This is a genomic window from Streptomyces sp. NPDC012510 (assembly GCF_042955065.1).
In the GTDB taxonomy this organism is placed as follows: Bacteria; Actinomycetota; Actinomycetes; order Streptomycetales; family Streptomycetaceae; genus Streptomyces.
In genome coordinates this window covers 130226-147580 of the sequence record NZ_JBIBEN010000017.1, presented here as the reverse complement: position 1 = coordinate 147580, position 17355 = coordinate 130226, and the positions used below count along the sequence as shown (strand labels likewise).

General features: G+C 71.6%; 15 protein-coding genes. 4 read left to right on the top strand and 11 right to left on the bottom strand.

All coding sequences use genetic code 11. From position 1 onward, the window contains the following. Positions 1–142: 142 nt before the first annotated feature. The 3 genes from ACFY9I_RS28975 to ACFY9I_RS28965 all read right to left on the bottom strand — a co-directional run bounded on the left by ACFY9I_RS28975 (position 143) and on the right by ACFY9I_RS28965 (position 2975). Entirely contained in the window at positions 143–790 is a 648-nt protein-coding gene (locus ACFY9I_RS28975) for a response regulator (RefSeq protein ID WP_391007004.1), read from the bottom strand. A gap of 101 nt (positions 791–891) precedes the next feature. Further along, positions 892–2145, bottom strand: a complete 1254-nt coding sequence (gene macS, locus ACFY9I_RS28970; RefSeq protein WP_391006881.1) for a MacS family sensor histidine kinase — start codon at positions 2143–2145, stop codon at positions 892–894. Positions 2146–2213: 68 nt separating this feature from the next. Continuing rightward, positions 2214–2975, bottom strand: coding sequence for a 1-acyl-sn-glycerol-3-phosphate acyltransferase (locus tag ACFY9I_RS28965; protein ID WP_391006879.1), 762 nt, complete (start codon positions 2973–2975; stop codon positions 2214–2216). 256 nt (positions 2976–3231) lie between these two features. Here ACFY9I_RS28965 and ACFY9I_RS28960 point away from each other — a divergent pair, with 256 nt between their 5' ends. Both ACFY9I_RS28960 and ACFY9I_RS28955 read left to right on the top strand, forming a co-directional pair. Beyond that, positions 3232–4125 (top strand): alpha/beta fold hydrolase, encoded by an 894-nt coding sequence (locus ACFY9I_RS28960; RefSeq protein ID WP_391006877.1) that lies wholly within the window; start codon positions 3232–3234, stop codon positions 4123–4125. Continuing rightward, positions 4118–4948 (top strand): hypothetical protein, encoded by an 831-nt coding sequence (locus ACFY9I_RS28955; protein ID WP_391006875.1) that lies wholly within the window; start codon positions 4118–4120, stop codon positions 4946–4948. Before ACFY9I_RS28960 ends, ACFY9I_RS28955 begins: the two co-directional genes overlap by 8 nt. A gap of 368 nt (positions 4949–5316) precedes the next feature. Here ACFY9I_RS28955 and ACFY9I_RS28950 read toward each other — a convergent pair whose 3' ends face one another. The 6 genes from ACFY9I_RS28950 to ACFY9I_RS28925 all read right to left on the bottom strand — a co-directional run bounded on the left by ACFY9I_RS28950 (position 5317) and on the right by ACFY9I_RS28925 (position 10567). After that, a complete protein-coding gene (locus tag ACFY9I_RS28950) occupies positions 5317–6066 on the bottom strand; it encodes an endonuclease/exonuclease/phosphatase family protein (protein WP_391006874.1) in 750 nt (249 codons plus the stop codon). A 163-nt stretch (positions 6067–6229) separates the two neighbouring features. After that, positions 6230–7183 (bottom strand): ROK family glucokinase, encoded by a 954-nt coding sequence (locus tag ACFY9I_RS28945; protein WP_391006872.1) that lies wholly within the window; start codon positions 7181–7183, stop codon positions 6230–6232. A 94-nt stretch (positions 7184–7277) separates the two neighbouring features. Next, complete coding sequence (locus ACFY9I_RS28940; protein ID WP_391006870.1) at positions 7278–7799, bottom strand: DUF5304 family protein; 522 nt, start codon at positions 7797–7799, stop codon at positions 7278–7280. A 57-nt stretch (positions 7800–7856) separates the two neighbouring features. Continuing rightward, entirely contained in the window at positions 7857–9035 is a 1179-nt protein-coding gene (locus tag ACFY9I_RS28935) for an ArsA-related P-loop ATPase (RefSeq protein ID WP_391006868.1), read from the bottom strand. Between the two features lie 210 nt (positions 9036–9245). Further along, positions 9246–9686, bottom strand: coding sequence for an SRPBCC family protein (locus ACFY9I_RS28930; protein ID WP_391006866.1), 441 nt, complete (start codon positions 9684–9686; stop codon positions 9246–9248). Positions 9687–9769: 83 nt separating this feature from the next. Beyond that, the gene (locus ACFY9I_RS28925; RefSeq protein WP_391006865.1) at positions 9770–10567 is read right to left on the bottom strand and encodes a metallophosphoesterase; all 798 of its coding nucleotides are present in this window, start codon (positions 10565–10567) and stop codon (positions 9770–9772) included. Positions 10568–10874: 307 nt separating this feature from the next. Here ACFY9I_RS28925 and ACFY9I_RS28920 point away from each other — a divergent pair, with 307 nt between their 5' ends. Continuing rightward, on the top strand, positions 10875–12671 hold the full coding sequence (locus ACFY9I_RS28920; RefSeq protein ID WP_391006863.1) for an AMP-binding protein: 1797 nt from the start codon (positions 10875–10877) through the stop codon (positions 12669–12671). Between the two features lie 52 nt (positions 12672–12723). Here the strand turns inward: ACFY9I_RS28920 and ACFY9I_RS28915 are convergent, their stop codons facing one another. Next, positions 12724–14310: a GMC oxidoreductase gene (locus ACFY9I_RS28915; RefSeq protein ID WP_391007003.1), complete on the bottom strand. Its 1587-nt coding sequence runs from the start codon at positions 14308–14310 to the stop codon at positions 12724–12726. A gap of 218 nt (positions 14311–14528) precedes the next feature. Next, positions 14529–15671, bottom strand: coding sequence for a glycosyltransferase (locus ACFY9I_RS28910; protein WP_391006861.1), 1143 nt, complete (start codon positions 15669–15671; stop codon positions 14529–14531). Between the two features lie 164 nt (positions 15672–15835). Between ACFY9I_RS28910 and ACFY9I_RS28905 the strand changes: the two genes are divergently transcribed. Then, entirely contained in the window at positions 15836–17062 is a 1227-nt protein-coding gene (locus tag ACFY9I_RS28905; RefSeq protein WP_391006859.1) for a glycosyltransferase 87 family protein, read from the top strand. Positions 17063–17355 lie beyond the last annotated feature (293 nt).

The following is a 17355-nucleotide window of genomic DNA, read 5'->3' as shown; positions in this document are numbered from 1 at the left end:
TGCCTGGTGAGGGCCACGCTAATAGTGATCCACGTCACTTCGGCATGAACGGGAGGTCAATTCCGGCGAATTACGGCCGATTGAGGGGGAGTTGGCTGAAGTTGATCAAATTACCTTCACTCTATGGGGTGATTCGCGACGTTTACTCGTCGTCGAGACCGCGCTCTATGGCATAGCGGACCAGCTCCACCCGGTTGTGGAGTTGGAGCTTGCCGAGGGTGTTCTGGACGTGGTTCTGGACCGTGCGGTGGGAGATGACGAGGCGCTCGGCGATCTGCTTGTAGCTCAGGCCCTTGGCGACCAGACGCAGCACCTCGGTCTCACGGTCGGTGAGCTGCGGGGCCTTGGGCTCGTCGGCGCCCGGCGCGGGGGCGGGCTCCGAGGCGAGGCGGCGGTACTCGCCGAGGACCAGGCCCGCGAGGCCGGGGGTGAAGACGGGGTCGCCGACGGCGGTGCGGCGTACGGCGTCGATCAGTTCCTCCGTCGAGGCCGATTTGAGCAGATAGCCCGTCGCGCCGGACTTCACCGCCTCCAGCACGTCCGCGTGCTCACCGCTCGCCGAGAGGACGAGGACGCGCAGGGCGGGGTTCGCGCCGACCAGTTCCTTGCAGACCCGCACCCCCGGCTTCGCGGGCAGGTTCAGGTCCAGGACGAGGACGTCGGGCGTGGCGGCCCGGGCGCGGCGCACCGCCTGCTCGCCGTCGCCCGCCGTGGCGACGACCTCGAAGCCGGACTCGGCGAGGTCGCGGGCGACGGCGTCGCGCCACATGGGGTGGTCGTCGACCACCATGACCCTGATCGGGCCGCGCCCGCCGGACTGCGCCTGCCCGTCCGCCGTCCCGCCGTCCCTCGACCCGCCGTACGCCGGCCTGCCGTTCTCCACGCTCTCCGTCACCGTTTCTCCGCCTTCCCCCGTACGCCCTTCGGCCCTTCCACGGCCTTGGGCACCTTCAGTTCGACTTCCGTACCCTGCCCCGGCACCGAGATCAGTTCGGCGGTGCCGCCGATGTCGCGCAGCCGACCCCGGATGGAGAGGGCCACTCCGAGCCGGCCCTCGCCCTCGGCCTGGGCGAGCCGGCCCTCGGGGATGCCGGGGCCATCGTCCCGTACGGTCACGATGATCTCCTCCGGCCAGTCCTCGACCAGGATCCAGGCGCGGGCCCCGTCTCCGGCGTGCTCGCGCACATTGTCCAGGGCGGCACCGACGGCGCCTGCCAGCTCGCGCGCGACCGGCGGGGCGAGCGGGACCGGGGCGCCGGGCTCGGAAAGGGTGATCTTCGCGCCGGCGTACGGGGCGAGGAGGGAGCGCAGGTCCACCGGGCCCGTCGAGGGGTCGTCCGCCGCCGCTGCGTCCGGTTCGTCGACCGCCCGTACGAGCGCTCCGTGGGCCGCGTCCTCGGAGATCCGGGAGACGGGGACCAGGCCGCCGGAGACCAGGGTGCGCAGGGCGACCTCCTGCTCGCCCGCCATCCGGCCCAGCTCGGCGGCCTCGCCGCCGAGCGCGGTGCCGCGCCGCTGGACCATGGCGAGAACCTGCAGAACGCTGTCGTGGATGTCGCGGGCGAGGCGTACTCGCTCACGGGTGGCCGCCTCGATCTCCAGGGCGCGGGCGAGGGTGCGCTCGGAGGCGCGGGCGACCTCGACCACGTACCCGATGGCGATGGACGCGACCCAGACCAGCAGCACGTTGTGGATGGTGTCGCGGGTGGGGGCTCCGCGGTGGATCAGGTTGGCGACGCCGACGAGCGTGGAGGCGAAGGCGGCCCACCGCCAGCCGCCCTTGATGGCGAAGGCCAGCACGGCACCGGCGGTCCATATCGACGGCAGCGTCGGGCCCCCGGCCTCCACCCGCGCGGCCGAGTCGGCGACCCGGGTGAGCAGGATGCCGACGATCGCGATGGTGAGGTCGGCGGCGAGGAACCGCTTGGTGCAGTTGGCCGCGGTCGCGACCCTGGGCAGGGTGATCAGCGTCCAGCCGGCCAGCACCGCGAGGTAGGCGACGGCCAGCCAGGGACGCTCGAACTTGCCGCACGCGCTGACGAAGAGGCCCACGACGTAGACCATCGTCAGGACCCGGTAGCCGGTGAGCGCGCGCCACAGCGGCTGCTCGACCGACATTCTCATGACTCTCTCGCGCTTCGGCATGTCCCCCACCCCGCCCCGGCCCACGACGGTCGCGCCCGGGAACGCGACCGTACCCGTGAACGCGGCCGTTACGAACCCTGCCGGTCCTTGGCCGCCTGTTCCCTCTCGGCCTTGGCCAGAGCGGCCTTGGCGGCCTTCTCGGCCCCCTTCTCCGCCTTGGCCGCGTCCGCGATCTGCCGCTTGGCCGCGGTCGCGTACATGTCGACGTACTCCTGGCCGGAGAGCTTCATGATCTCGTACATGACCTCGTCGGTCAGCGCCCGCAGGACGAAGCGGTCGTGCTCCATGCCCTGGTAGCGGCTGAAGTCGAGGGGCTTGCCGATCCGGATGCCGGGGCGCATGACCTTGGGCAGGACCTTGCCCGGGGGCTGGATCTTCTCCGTGTCGATCATCGCTACGGGGATGACGGGGGCGCCGGTGGCGAGGGCCACCCGGGCCAGGCCGCCGGGCTTGCCCCGGTAGAGCCTGCCGTCGGGCGAGCGGGTGCCCTCGGGGTAGATGCCGAACAGCTCGCCGCTCTCGATCACCTGTATGCCGCTCTTGACGGCGGCCTCGCCCGCGCCGCGCGCGCCGGAGCGGTCCACCGGGAGCTGGCCGACGCCCTTGAAGAAGGCGGCCGTCAGCTTGCCCTTGATGCCGGGGGTGGTGAAGTACTCGGCCTTCGCGATGAACGTGACCTTGCGGTCGAGGACCGCGGGCAGGAAGAACGAGTCCGAGAAGGAGAGGTGGTTGCTCGCGAGCACCGCGGCGCCCTCGGCCGGAATGTTCTCCAGGCCCTCCACCCAGGGCCTGAAGGTGACCTTGAGCGGTCCCCCGATAGCGACCTTCATCGCGCCGTACAACAACCGAGTGCCTCTCTGTGTTCTGTGGATCAGACCTTAACCCGGACGTCCGAGCGGGACTCCGACAGGTCCGGCGGGCGTCGGGTACCCCCGATGGTCCCCACCCGCTCCCTCGGGCGTCTTCCCACCGGCTCCTTCACCGGCCCTCCACCGAGCGAAGCCCCTGGTCGGTGTCAGTGCGGTCGCGTACGGTGAACCACATCCGGACTCATTCACACCCTTCTCATGAACAGGAGACCGAACCGTGCCGGTCCTTCCTGGCGCCGAGCCGTTCCACCACGAAGGCGGGGAGGTCGGTGTCCTCCTCTGCCACGGATTCACCGGGTCCCCGCAGTCGCTGCGCCCCTGGGCGGAGTACCTCGCCGCGCGGGGTCTGACCGTCGCGCTGCCCCTGCTGCCGGGACACGGCACCCGCTGGGAGGACCTCCGGCCGACCGGCTGGCAGGACTGGTACGCGGAGGTGGACCGCGAGCTGCGGGCCCTGCGCGAGCGCTGTACGCACGTCTTCGTGGCGGGGCTGTCCATGGGCGGCGCGCTGGCGCTGCGGCTGGCCGCCAAGCACGGGGACGCGGTCGACGGCGTGATGGTCGTCAACCCCGCCAACAAGGTGCACGGCCCGGCCGCGCACGCCCTCCCCTTGCTCCGTCACTTCGTTCCCACCACGAAGGGCATCACCAGCGACATCGCGAAGGAGGGCGTCGAGGAGGTGGGGTACAGCCATGTGCCGCTGCACGCGGCGCACTCCCTGCGCACCTTCCTCCGCCTCGTCGACGGTGAACTGCCCCAGGTCACCCAGCCGTTGCTGCTGTTGCACAGCGCACGGGACCATGTGGTGCCGCCCGTGGACTCCGAGCGCGTCCTCGGCCGGGTGTCATCGACGGACGTCACGGAGATCCTGCTGGAACAGAGCCACCATGTCGCGACGTTGGACCACGACGCGGACCGGATCTTCGAAGAGAGCCACGCGTTCGTCACCCGGCTGGTGACAGAGTCCGACGCGGCGCACCTGACGGAGTCGGACGAGGCGCACGTGAGGGAGTCCGACGCGGAATCCGTACAGGAGTCTGATTCGGGGTCCGGGGAGCGGATCGGTCCGGGGTCCTTGGAGCAGAGGGAAGGGACGGCCACTGGTGGCTGAGCACGACTCCGAGCGTGAGCCGGAGGAGACGGGAGCGCCCCTCGGCGAGCGCCACGGCGACTCGCGGGGCGACTCCCCGGGCAGCGGCCCCGCAGGTTCCACGGGCAGTCCCACCGGCTCCACGGGCAGTTCCCCGGGCGCTACGGGCAGTTCCCCGGACTCCACGGGCACGTCCTCGGGCGCTACGGGCGGTTCTTCGGGCGCCTCGTCCAAGGAGGCGACCGGTGAGGAACAGCCCGTGGGCGGGGAGCAGCCCACGGGTGAGAGGCAGCAGGTGCCGTTCGACGAGGACGCCGCGTGGCGGGCGATCGTGGCCGGGTTCGGCCAGGAGCCGCCGGATCCGCCGGGCGCCAAGCCGTTCCGGTCGGTGGAGGATCTGGCCCTGCTGGAGACCGAGCCGGAGGAGTCCACGGACAAGGCCCCCGACGCGGCCGGCCCCGCCGCCCCGAGGCCACTGGGCAGCTCGGTCGCGTTCGCCCCGGGCGTCGGCTCGGGGCCGCGTGACTACAGCGTGCCGGACCCGGTCGGCGAGGACCCGGACAAGGGCGACGAGGACTCCGACGACGAGGACGACGAGGGCCACTTCGTGCCGCCCGAGCCTCCCCCGCTGCCGGAGGCCGACGCCACCGCCAAGTTCGCCTGGCTCGGCATGGTCGGCGGCCCCGTGCTGCTGCTGCTCGCCGTGCTGCTCGGCTGGGACATGACCTGGTGGCTCACCACCCTCAGCATCGGCGGCTTCCTCGGCGGCTTCGCCACTCTGGTGATGCGGATGAAGAGCGACGACGAGGACGACGACGATCCCGGTCGGGGCGCGGTCGTCTGACCGATCCGCCACCGTACGAGGGCCCGTCCGGGAGCGTTCCGGGCGGGCCCTCGCTGTTGGCGGCGACGGTCGGCCGGCACGACCGCGCTCTCGCGGAGCGGTAGGGCGGAACGGAACTCGATCCCGGCGAACGGCGAAGTACGGCTGGACGACCCGGGCCGGCCCCGAGCCTTCGAGGCGTTCGGACGAAGGAGAGGAGCCCCGGTGACCTCGGTCGGACCACCGGGCTTCGGCACCCGCGACGAGGATCGCAAGGCCAGTGATGCTGCGTGATCGAGCGGTCCCGGGACGAGCCCGAGCTGTTCGCCGTCCTCTACGACCGGTACGCCGACACCGCGCACGGCAAGGCCATGCAACGGCCTGCCCTGCTAGGACTCGGCGGGCACCCGGAGGGCGGCCAGGACCGGCAGGTGGTCCGTGGCCGCCCTCAGGTCGTGCTCGGTGATGCCGGGGTGGTCGAGGGGGACCCCGCAGCCGAGGACCTCGATGCCGGGGGTGGCCAGGATCGCGTCGATGCGCTGGTGGGGGTCGGCGGGGGTGGAGGTGTACTCGCCGCCCCAGGGGGTGGTGGTCCAGCAGTCCTGGAGTTCGCCGGCCAGGCGGCGGAACGTACGGCCGTCGGGGCGTTCGTTGAGGTCGCCGCCGGCGACGGCGTGCGTCACGCCCAGGTCGGCCAGCCGGTCGAGGAGCATGCCGCCCTGCGCGTACCGCTCGTCCTTCTGCAGGGAGAGGTGGCAGGACAGGACGCCGAGGCGGGCCCGGCCGAAGCGGACCACCGCCGTGGCGAAGCCGCGTCTGTGCAGGCCGGGGGTGAGGGGGAGCAGGATGTCCTCGGTGCGCTCGACGGTGGCCCGGAGGTTGCACAGCAGTGCCGGCCCGGAGGCGGTGGCGCCGCCGGAGAGGGTGACCAGGCCGGAGGCGGCGGCGAGCCTCGCGAGCTTCTTCTGCCAGCGGAAGAAACGAGGGGCTTCCTGGACGAGGACCAGGTCGGGGGCGCAGGCGGTGATCACTCGGGCGAGGGCGGTGGTGTCGTCCCGCATGGAGCGGATGTTGTAGCTGAGGACGCGGATGGTTGCCGAACCGTCGGAGTTCGTGCGGGAGTTGGGGAGCGGCGTCATGTGGATCAATGTACGCGGCAGCGCTCCGCCGGGAGAGCCGGGAAACCACGGGTCGTTCGTTCGGCCGACCGCTGGCGAGGGCTGGTCGCGCAGTCCCCCGCGCCGCTGAAGCGGGCGCGGGGGTGCCCCTGAAGCGGGGCGCGGGGGTGCCGCTGGCCGGTGTCTACATGATCGGGTCGGGTTCTCTCGCCAGGTCCGCCGCGCCCACCAGGCCTGCCTCGTTGCCCAGTTCGGCGGCGATGACCTCGGCCACCGGGCGCCAGTTTCCGCCCACGAGCCAGCGCTTGTAGGACTTGCGGATGGGGTCGAGAACCAGTTCGCCCTCGTCGGAGAGGCCTCCGCCGACGATGAAGGCGGACGGGTCGAAGAGCGAGGCGAGGTCGGCGAGGCCGGCGCCGGCCCAACGGGCGAGTTCGCGGTAGGAGTCGACGGCGACGGGGTCGCCCTGGCGGGCGGCCATGGAGATGTGCTTGCCCTCGATGCCGTCGGGGGTGCCGTCGCCGAGGCCGAGGAGGAGTTCCGCGTTCTCCGGGGTGGCGTTGGCGCGCTGCTTGGCGTACCGGACGAGGGCGCGGCCCGACGCGTACTGCTCCCAGCAACCCTGCGAGCCGCAGCCGCACAGCAGCCCGTCCGGGACCATGCGGATGTGGCCGAACTCGGCCGCCACTCCGTAGTGCCCGCGGCGCAGCTTGTTGCCTATGATGATGCCGCCGCCCAGGCCGGTGCCGAGGGTGATGCAGATGACGTTGCGGTGGCCCTTGCCGGCGCCGAACTTGTACTCGCCCCAGGCGGCCGCGTTGGCGTCGTTCTCCACCACGACCGGCAGGCCCACGCGGGCCTCGACCTTCTCCTTGAGCGGCTCGTTGCGCCAGTCGATGTTGGGGGCGAAGTAGACCGTCGACCGCTGACGGTTGACGTAACCGGCCGCGCCGATGCCGACACCGACGATCTCGTGTCCGGCTCGCGCGCCCTCGACGGCGGCGGCGATGGCGTCCACGATCCCCTCGGGGGTGCCCGGGGTCGGCACCTTGTGGGTCGAGAGGATGTTGCCTTCCTCGTCGACCACACCGGCCGCGATCTTGGTACCGCCGATGTCGACGCCGATGGTGAGTCCCATGAATCCCTCAGTTTCGGTCGAGCCCCGCTACGGCCAACCGTACCCGAGGCCCTGCCCCAGGACTCCCGGCGTCCGCCGGGCGGACGGTCCGGCGTCAGTCCAGGTCGATGCGTTCTCCGGGGCCCGGATCGTCGCCCTGGTCGCGCCCTTCCCGGTGAGCGGCGTCCCGGTGGGTCCAGCGGCGCTCCTGGGCCTCGACGGCGGAGCGGTACGCGGCGAGCAGTTCGCCTCCGGCGGCGGCCAGGTGGTCGAAGACGTCCGGGTTGCGTTCGATGACGGGTTCGACGGCGGCCTTGGCCTGCCGGACGACCTGGTTGACCATCTGCTGGGCCGCGCCCCCGGCGACCGCGCCGAGCAACGGCGACTGCAGCCCGGACAGCTTGTCCGCGACGGTGTCGACGAGCTTGCGCAGTTCCTCGGCGGCCGAGCCCGGCGGTGGCCCGTACTGCGCCCGGCGTCGGGCCTTCTCCGCGGCGAGGTCCTCCTCGCACGCGGTGGCCCAGGCGTCGGCGTCGGTCGCACTGGTCCGGTCGCTCGCGCGCACCTCCTCGGCCGTCCGCGCCTCCTCGGCCGCGTCCTTCCCAGCGGCGTCGGACGTGGGGCGCTCTTCGCTCATGGCGGGCTCCTGCCTACGGTTCGTACCTTCGACGTTACCCGAACGGGCGTAGGGGGTTCACCGGGTCCGGGGCCACAACCGCGGGTCCGGCGCGAAACGGATCCTCAAGCAGCCGTCGCGCAGGGCCGCGCCGTCGACCGTGCAGCGGCGCAGTGCCGACGGCAGCGGAACGATACGGCGGAACTGCCCCGCCGTGACGACCAGCTCGTCACCGCGCCGGATGAGGTCCAGCTCCTCGCGTATCGCGCCGGGCAGCGGGATGCGCCAGACGAGCACGCCCTCCTCCGCGAGGTTGTCGGTGACGGCCCACTCGACGCGGGCGGGAGCGTCACCCGTACCGGGGACGCGGAGAGCGGTGAGGTCGTCGACACCGCGGGGATCGTGCCCGAGGTGGGCGACGCGCCGTACGGAACGGCCGCCCTCCCTCTCTTCCCACTCCTCCAACGCCTTGCGCTGCTGGGCGACGAGGCCGGCGAGCCGGCTGTCCTGTATGCCGTCCGGCAGCACCCGGTTGGCGATCAGCCCGTCCACGGGCAGGCCCCGCAGCGCCAGGCCCACGCTCGCGACACGCAGGTGATCGGCTCCCGCCGGACCCGGTTCCACGACCAGCCGCACGCTCGTCCCGGGGTCCTCGACGACCGCCGCGACGGCGGCCAGCTCCACGTCCCACCGGGCGGCCGTCTCGTACAGCCACTCGGCGGGCATCGGCACACCGGCGAGCCGCCCCAGCACCGGCCGCAGCGCACGGGCCGCCTGTCGCTCGGGCGGGAGCAGCCTGCGCAGATACCTCCGCAGCTCCTCCGGCAGGCCCAGCAGGGCGAGCGCCTGCGGGGCGGGCGGCAGATCGACGACCAGCAGGTCGTACGCCTCCGAGAGCGCGGCGTCGCGCAGCGCCCGCAGCAGGGCGAGCTCCTCGGCGCCGGGCAGGGGCGTGAGTTCTTCGGCGTCCAGCCGACCGGCCCCCAGCAGATCCAGCACGGACGCGGCCCGGTCCTGGAAGGCGACGAGATCCTCGCGGAAGCCGGCCGCGGCATCGGGCCGCCAGGCAGTGAGACGCGGCGCGGCCCGGACGGGCTCCGCTCCGGTCGCCACCCCCAGCACCGTCCGCAGGCCGTCGATCCGGTCCGCGCTCAGCACGAGCGTCCGCGCCCCCGCGCGTGCCGCGTCGAGCGCGGTGGCGGCCGCGACCGTCGTACGGCCACTGCCGCCTTGCCCGGTGATCAGGATGGTGCGCATGAGGCTGAACGGTAACCCAGTGCGGCCCCCACCGACGCCGCGCCGTCGGGGGGCGCGGCCCCGCCGGGAACGCGGGGGCTCGCGCTACCGGCCACGAACGACCTGCAGCCGCGATCCGACACAACCCGCCGGGCTGTTGGGCGCACGGGCGCCCTCACCACCACGGCGAGTCGGGAGGGTGGGTGTGCAAGCCCGTCGCGCTGGCGACGGCTACGCCCCGGACTCGACCCGCTTCTTCAGCCCCGCCAACGCCCGATCGATGATGACCTTCTCCGCCTTGCGCTTGATCATCCCGAGCATCGGGATCTTCACGTCGACGGTCAGCTGGTACGTCACCTCGGTCACCGAGTCACTCACCGGCTTGAGGATGTACGACCCGTCGAGCGACCGCAGCATCTGGGACTTGACCAGCGTCCAGGACACCTCGTTCGCCCCGGTCCAGGTGTACGCCAGCGTCTGGTCGTCCTTGATCGCGCCCGCGTCCATGACGAGCCGGACCTGCTCGGCGCGGCCCTGACCGTCGGTCTCCAGCACCTCGGCCTCCTTCACCTCGCCCGTCCAGTCCGGGTAGCGGGCGAAGTCGGCGATCACTGCCATGACGTCGGCCGCCGCAGCCTCGATCGTGATGCTCGAACTGGTGAATTCCGCCATCGCCGTGGCTCCTCCAGAGACGTTCCGGTGAGGGAGGTGGGTGCGCACGTATGTGCAGCGTGAAGGCTACCGCGCGGAGGGACTCACCACTCCAACGCCCACGGCTTCCCGTTCCCCGCGAAGTGCCCCACGTTCACACACTCCGTCGCCCCGATCCGCATCCGCCGCACCAAGGGCTGGTGGACGTGCCCGAACAGCGAGTAGCGGGGACGCGTCCGGCGGATCGCCTCCAGCAGCGCCCGGCTCCCCCGCTCGAAACGGCGCGCGACCGTGTCGTACACCAGCTCGGGGACCTCCGGCGGGATGTGCGTGCACAGCACGTCCACCTCTCCCACCGCCTCGATCTTCGCCGCGTACTCCTCGTCGCTGATCTCGTACGGCGTCCGCATGGGCGTGCGCAGCCCGCCGCCCACGAAGCCGAAGACCCGTCCGCCGATCTCCACCCGCTCGCCGTCCAGCACCGTCGTCCCCTCGCCCGCGTACTCCGGCCACAGCCTCGGTATATCGACATTGCCGTAGGTGGCGTACGTCGGCGTGGGGAAGGCGGCGAACATACCGGCGTACTGCTTGCGGACGGCCTTCTCGATCACGGCGGACCGCTCCTCCCCCACGCCCGCCCAGAGCCGGGCACCGAGTTCACGCGCCTCCTCGAAGCGCCTGGCGGTGCGCAGTTCGACGAGCCGGGTGGCGTTCTCTGCGCCGAAGAGGTCGGGGAAGATGCCGCGGGAGTGGTCGGCGTAGTCGAGGAAGAGGACCAGGTCGCCCAGGCACACCAGGGCGTCGGCGCCCTCGCCCGCTCTGGCCAGGTCGCGGGTGTTGCCGTGCACGTCGCTGACCACGTGTACGCGCGTCCTGTTACTGCCGCCTGGTGTGGGTGCCATGGCGATCAAGGGTAGGCGTGTGCGGCTCAGGTGAACAGAGCCGTTCGCACGTGCGGTTACTGGCCAGTCAGTAAGTGAGGGGATTATTGTTTCCGGGGAGAACCCGACGTGTGACGCGGAGAACATCTCGCCGGACCCCCCTCGCGGAGAACCCGTACCGGCGGGTAACGTCCGGGCAGTCCAGTTGTGCTCAGGTTTTCAACCAGTGAGGAACCCCGTGAGGCCTGAGCGCTCGTCCCAGCCATGGACCGCACCGTCGCAGCACACACAGAGTCGTGGCGCCGGCGCCCTATGAGGAGCAGCAGTCTTGCGCGAGTTCAGCCTTCCGGCTTTGTACGAGGTCCCGACGGACGGCAATCTGACCGACATCGTCCGTAGAAACGCCGCGCAGCATCCCGATGTCGCCGTCATCGCCCGCAAGGTGGGCGGTGCCTGGCAGGACGTCGACGCGGTCCAGTTCCTCACCGAGGTGCGGACGGCCGCGAAGGGGCTCATCGCCGCCGGGGTCCAGCCGGGCGACCGGGTGGGACTGATGTCCCGTACGCGGTACGAATGGACCCTGCTGGACTTCGCGATCTGGTCGGCGGGCGCGGTCACGGTGCCGGTGTACGAGACCAGCTCGCCTGAGCAGGTGCAGTGGATCCTCGCCGACTCGGGCGCGACGGCCATGATCGTGGAGCTGGACACGCACACGGCCGCCGTAGAGTCCGTCCGTGACGGGCTGCCGGCGCTGAAGCACGTCTGGCAGATCGAGGGCGGCGGTGTGGAGGAACTGGGGCGCCTCGGCCAGGACGTCACCGACGCGGCCGTGGAGGAGCGCAGCTCGCTGGCGAAGGCCGACGACCCGGCGACGATCGTCTACACCTCCGGGACGACCGGCAAGCCCAAGGGCTGTGTGCTCACCCACCGCAGCTTCTTCGCCGAGTGCGGCAACGTGGTCGAGCGGCTGCGGCCGTTGTTCCGTACCGGTGAGTGCAGTGTGCTGCTGTTCCTGCCGCTCGCGCACGTCTTCGGGCGGCTGGTGCAGGTCGCGCCGATGATGGCGCCGATCAAGCTGGGCACCGTGCCGGACATCAAGAACCTCACCGAGGAGCTCGCCTCCTTCCGGCCGACGCTGATCCTCGGGGTGCCGCGCGTCTTCGAGAAGGTCTACAACTCGGCACGGGCCAAGGCGCAGGCCGACGGCAAGGGCAAGATCTTCGACAAGGCCGCGGACACCGCGATCGCGTACAGCAAGGCGCTGGACAGCCCCTCGGGCCCGACCCTCGGCCTGAAGATCAGGCACAAGGTGTTCGACAAGCTCGTCTACAGCAAGCTGCGGGCGGTGCTCGGCGGCAAGGGCGAGTTCGCGATCTCGGGCGGTGCCCCGCTGGGCGAGCGCCTCGGCCACTTCTTCCGCGGCATCGGCTTCACGGTCCTGGAGGGCTACGGCCTCACGGAGTCCTGTGCGGCGACCGCGTTCAACCCGTGGGACCGCCAGAAGATCGGTACGGTCGGGCAGCCGCTGCCGGGGTCCGTGATCCGGATCGCGGACGACGGGGAGGTGCTGCTGCACGGCGACCACCTGTTCCAGGGGTACTGGAACAACCCGCGCGCGACCGAGGAGGCGCTGGCCGACGGCTGGTTCCACACCGGTGACATCGGCACCCTCGACGAGGACGGCTACCTCAGCATCACCGGCCGCAAGAAGGAGATCATCGTCACCGCGGGCGGGAAGAACGTCGCCCCGGCCGTGATCGAGGACCGCATCCGGGCGCACGCCCTGGTCGCGGAGTGCATGGTGGTGGGCGACGGGCGGCCCTTCGTGGGCGCGCTGGTCACCATCGACGAGGAGTTCCTGGGCCGTTGGGCCGCCGAGCACGGCAAGCCCGCGGGGTCCACCGCGGCGTCGCTGAGCGCGGACGCCGATCTGAACGCGGCCGTTCAGGCCGCGATCGACGACGGCAACGCCGCGGTGTCGAAGGCGGAATCGGTGCGGAAGTTCCGCATTCTCTCCTCCCAGTTCACGGAGGACTCGGGCCACCTGACGCCGTCACTGAAACTCAAGCGGAACGTGGTGGCGAAGGACTTCGCGGACGAGATCGAGGCGATCTACCAGAAGTAACCAGTGGTCACACGGTAGTCGGCCGTCACCCGGCGGCCGACGGTCGCACGGCTCATGGCGCGGTGTCCTCGGCGAGGACCCGCGCCATCGTGCGTTCGGCGAGCGCGGTGATCGTGACGAAGGGGTTCACGCCGATCGAGCCGGGCACCAGCGAGCCGTCGGTGACATACAGCTTCGAATACCCCTTGACCCTCCCGTAGTCGTCGGTCGCCTTCCCCAGCACACAGCCGCCGAGCGGGTGGTACGTGAAGTCGTCGGCGAACACCTTGTTGGACGAGCCGAACAGGTCGTACCGGTAGATCGTGCCGTTGGCGGAGTTGATCCGGTCGAAGAGCTTCTTGGCCATGGACACGGAGACCGCGCTCTGGGCGGCGCTCCAGCCGAGTTTCGCCGAGTCGGTCGCGGCGTCGTACGTGAAGGCGGCGCGCTCCGGGTTCTTGGTGATCGCCAGGTAGAGGCTGACCCAGTGTTCGAGACCGGTGGGCAGCGGGGCGATCTCCGCGAAGACGGGGTTGGAGGTGTTGGCCCAGTCGTCGATGCCCAGGACCGGCATGGTCGACTGGTTGGCACCGACGGTGTCCCAGAGGTGGTTGGCGCGGCCGAGCATCACGTTGCCGTTGGTGCCCCAGCCCGCGCCGACACCGGCGTCCAGCGCGGGCAGGGTGCCCTTCGCCCGTGCGCGGACGAGGAGTTCGGTGGTGCCGACGCTGCCGGCGCCGAGGAACAGGTAGGTGCAGCCGTACTCCTTGGTCTCGACGACCGTGCCCGTGCCGTCGATACGGTCGGCGGTGACGACGTACGTGCCGTCGCTCAGCCGGCGGATGCCCCTGGCCCGTTCCATGGTGTGGATGGTGACGTTGCCGGTGCCGAGGGCGGCGGCCAGGTACGTCTTGTCGAGGCTCTTCTTGCCGTGGTTGTTGCCGTAGATGACCTCACCGGCGAGGGCCGACTTCGTCGCCGTACCGGCGGCCTCGCGCTGCATGTGGCCGAAGTCGTAGACGCTGGGGACGAAGGTGGTCCTCAGGCCGGTCTTCTCGGCGTGGGCGCGGGAGATCCGGCTGAAGCGGTACCACTCGGTGGACTCGAACCAGGCGGGGTCGATGGTGTTGACACCCAGCATGGAGCGGGCGCGGGGGAAGTACGTCGCGTACATCTCGGCGGTGTCGACGGTCGGGAACTGCTCGGCGAAGTACGACCGGAGGGGAGTGACGGCCATGCTGCCGTTGACGAGGGAGCCGCCGCCGACACCCCGGCCGAGGAAGACCGACATGTTGGCGTAGCGGACCCGGTCCAGCACGCCGGGGTAGGGGCTGATGTCCTTGTTGACGACGTCCAGCCAGAGGAACGTGGCGAGCGGGGCCTCCGTCCGGGTCTTGAACCACATGGACCGCTCGTCCGGCTCCCTGGTCGAACAGAAGACCTTGCCGTCGGAGCCGGGGGTGTTCCAGGCGCGGCCCATCTCCAGGACGAGGGTGCGGATGCCGGCCTGGCCGAGGCGGAGGGCGGCCACGGCGGCGCCGTAGCCGGAGCCGATGACGATCGCGGGGGCGGATGCGACCGCGTCGGGCTCGGCGGCGTGGGCGGACTGGAGGTTGATGCGGGTGAGGCCGAGGGTGGCCGCGGTCTGGAGCGCGGCCATACCAAGGATGTGACGTCTCGTCAGCTGACGCTGCATCAGTTTTGCTGTCATGTGCGCAGCATGTGCGGATTTCGGGGCTCCGGCTAGGGGTTCGGCCGGTTTTGGGACGCCGTCCGGGGTGTCATGCGTACGTCATGGGCGGCTGCGGGCGGTGGTGGCTGGTCGGTGGCTGGTCGGTGGCTGGTCGCGCAGTTTCCCGCGCCCTTGGGTCGGCTGCCCTACAGCAGTGCCCTGAGATGTTCCGCCAGCAAATCCCAGCGCCACTTCTCCTCGACCCACTCGCGGCCCCGCTGCCCCATGCGCTCCCGCAGCTCTCGGTCGCCGAGGAGGGTGGTGATGCGGTCGGCGGCCTCCGTCGGGGAGCCGCCCCGTACGACCCAGCCCGTCTCGCCGTCCAGGACGGCGTCGGGGGCCCCGCCGGAGTCGCCCGCGACGACGGGCAGGCCGGTGGCGGAGGCCTCCAGGTAGACGATCCCCAGCCCCTCGACGTCCAGGCCTCCCCGGCGGGTGCGGCACGGCATGGCGAAGACGTCGCCGGCGCCGTAGTGGGCGGGCAGCTCGGACCAGGGGACGGAGCCGGTGAAGCGGACGGAGCCGGCGACGCCGGTCTCCTGGGCGAGCCGGCGCAGATCCTTCTCGTAGGGCCCGCCGCCGACGATCAGCAGCACCGCGTCGGGCTGCTCGGCGAGGATGGCGGGCATGGCCTGGATCAGCGTGTCCTGGCCCTTGCGCGGGACGAGCCGGGAGACGCAGACGACGACCGGGCGGTCGGTGAGCCCGAGCCGGGCGCGGACCTCGGCGCCGCCGGAGCCCGGATGGAAGGTCTTCTCGTCCACGCCGGGCGGTAGCTGGACCATGCGTCCTGCGGCCCGCGGGGTGAGTGCCGTGGCGATCCGGGAGCGTGTGTACTCGCCCAGGTACGTGATCGTGTCCGTGCCCTCGCCGATCCGCCTCAGCAGCTGCCGGGCGGCGGGCAGTTGGGCCCAGCCCGCCTCGTGGCCGTGCGTGGTGGCCACCAGCCGCTCCGCGCCCGCCCTGCGCAGCGCTGGTGCCATCAGGCCGAGCGGGGCCGCCGCGCCGAACCACACCGAGGTGCAGCCGTGCTCCCGCAGCAGCCCCACGGCCGTACGGGTGGCTCCCGGCGTCGGCAGCAGCATGGTCGTGCGGTCGCGTACGACGGTGAAGGGCTGCTCGGCGTCGAAGGCGGCCGTCGCTTCGACGCCCTCCCGGCTCCGCTTCCAGGTGGAGGCGTAGACGACGATCCGCTCGGGGTCCAGCCGTAGCGCCATGTTGTGCAGAAACGCCTGGATACCGCCGGGCCGGGGCGGGAAGTCGTTGGTCACGATCAGGGTCTTGTGCATCGCCGCCGACCCTACCGAACCGGCGTGTGCCCACCGCCGCCAGGCACATCCGCACGAGGTCCGGCCATGCTTCACGGCCGCTTCACAGGCCGACGGGGGATCATGTCCCTCACAGACGGGAAGCAGAGTGCGGACGGACAGGGACTCACGTGGCTCATACGGACATGACGGGATCTCGACGGCTCCCGTTCGGGTTGCTGACCCTCTGGGGCGCGACCCGACTGCTCCTGCTGCTGTTCGTCTTCAAGGTGTACGTCTTCCCGGGCCCGGACGTCACCACCGACGTCTCGGTGATCTACCGGGGCTGGTACGAGACCCTGCGTGCGGGAACGTATCCCCTGGACGACGTCACCTGGCAGTACCCGCCCGCCGCCGCCCTCGCGATCCTCTCTCCCGCGCTGCTGCCCTTCCTGGACTACGCGTCGGCGTTCTTCGTCCTCGCCTTCCTCGCCGACCTGGCCGTCCTCGCGCTGCTCCTCCACGCGGGCGCCCGGCCCGGCAGGTCGTGGCGAGGGGCCTGGGTGTGGGTGGTGGGTCTGCCGCTGCTGGGCCCGACGGTGTACGCCCGGTACGACGTGATGGTGACGGCGGTGGCGGTCGCGGCCCTTCTGGCCGGCAGCCGCCACCCGCGCGCGATGGGGGCGCTGACGGCGTTCGCCGCCCTGCTGAAGGTGTGGCCTGCGCTGCTGCTCCTGGGCGTCCGCAAGCGGGCGGCCTGGGCGTGGGCGGCGGGCACCGGTCTGGCCGTGGCCGCCCTGTTCGCCGTCTCCATGCCCGGCGCCTTCGCCTTTCTGACCTTCCAGCGCGACCGGGGCACCGAGGTGGAATCGCTGGGCGCCCTCGTCTTCCATGTGGCCCGGCAGTTCGGCTGGGACGGCGAGGTACGGCTCAACTACGGCTCGGTGGAGTTCCTCGGCGATCATGTCGACACCGTGAGCGACGCGGCCCTGCTGCTGAGCGGGGTGGCCTTCGCCTGGCTGCTGTGGTGGCGGGTGCGGGCCCGGCGGTTCGCCCCGCACACCCTCGCGGACGCCGCCTTTGTGGCGGTGCTGATGTTCACGGCCACCAGCCGGGTGATCAGCCCCCAGTACATGGTGTGGCTGGTCGGTCTCGCCGCCGTGTGCCTCTGCTTCCGGGCCGGCCGCATGGGTCCGCCCGCCCTCCTGGTCCTGGTCGCGTCCTTCGTGACCGTCCTGGAGTTCCCGATCTGGTTCGCCCATGTGGTGGCCAGCGACGGGCTGGGCCTCACCCTCCTCCTCGTCCGTAACGGCCTCCTCGTCCTCGCCGCCCTCCTCGCCGCCTTCGAGCTGTGGCAGGGCACGGTCTCCCGGCCCGCTCCCGCACCGCTGCCGGGTCAGCCGACCCGCGCCAAGGAGCCGCTGGGTTCCTGAGCCCACCGGCACGAGGACCGCGCCCCGCACCGCCCAGGACACCGCGAGCGCCAGACGGCCCCCGGGCAGCCCGGGCCCCGACAGGCTGTACCCGGGGGCAGTCGGCCCCGTACGGCCGGCCCGGCTCGGAACGCGTGCGTCACCAGCGGTGCGGGCGACGTCGGCAGCACGGCGGCCGCGAGGCACACCAGCCGAGTCCACGACCGCCTGCCACCCGACGGCCCACCGCTCGTGCCGGCACTCCCCGCCCGTGCGCGCGGAGTGGAGTGCCACCGCCTGCCGTGAGGCCCCCG

Bases quoted from the DNA above. Each gene is read 5' to 3' on its own strand.
- ACFY9I_RS28975 (WP_391007004.1), bottom strand. From the start codon at position 790: ATGGTGGTCGACGACCACCCCATGTGGCGCGACGCCGTCGCCCGCGAC.
- macS (WP_391006881.1), bottom strand. From the start codon at position 2,145: ATGCCGAAGCGCGAGAGAGTCATGAGAATGTCGGTCGAGCAGCCGCTG.
- ACFY9I_RS28965 (WP_391006879.1), bottom strand. From the start codon at position 2,975: ATGAAGGTCGCTATCGGGGGACCGCTCAAGGTCACCTTCAGGCCCTGG.
- ACFY9I_RS28950 (WP_391006874.1), bottom strand. From the start codon at position 6,066: ATGACGCCGCTCCCCAACTCCCGCACGAACTCCGACGGTTCGGCAACC.
- ACFY9I_RS28945 (WP_391006872.1), bottom strand. From the start codon at position 7,183: ATGGGACTCACCATCGGCGTCGACATCGGCGGTACCAAGATCGCGGCC.
- ACFY9I_RS28940 (WP_391006870.1), bottom strand. From the start codon at position 7,799: ATGAGCGAAGAGCGCCCCACGTCCGACGCCGCTGGGAAGGACGCGGCC.
- ACFY9I_RS28935 (WP_391006868.1), bottom strand. From the start codon at position 9,035: ATGCGCACCATCCTGATCACCGGGCAAGGCGGCAGTGGCCGTACGACG.
- ACFY9I_RS28930 (WP_391006866.1), bottom strand. From the start codon at position 9,686: ATGGCGGAATTCACCAGTTCGAGCATCACGATCGAGGCTGCGGCGGCC.
- ACFY9I_RS28925 (WP_391006865.1), bottom strand. From the start codon at position 10,567: ATGGCACCCACACCAGGCGGCAGTAACAGGACGCGCGTACACGTGGTC.
- ACFY9I_RS28915 (WP_391007003.1), bottom strand. From the start codon at position 14,310: ATGGCCGCGCTCCAGACCGCGGCCACCCTCGGCCTCACCCGCATCAAC.
- ACFY9I_RS28910 (WP_391006861.1), bottom strand. From the start codon at position 15,671: ATGCACAAGACCCTGATCGTGACCAACGACTTCCCGCCCCGGCCCGGC.
- ACFY9I_RS28905 (WP_391006859.1), top strand. From the start codon at position 15,836: ATGACGGGATCTCGACGGCTCCCGTTCGGGTTGCTGACCCTCTGGGGC.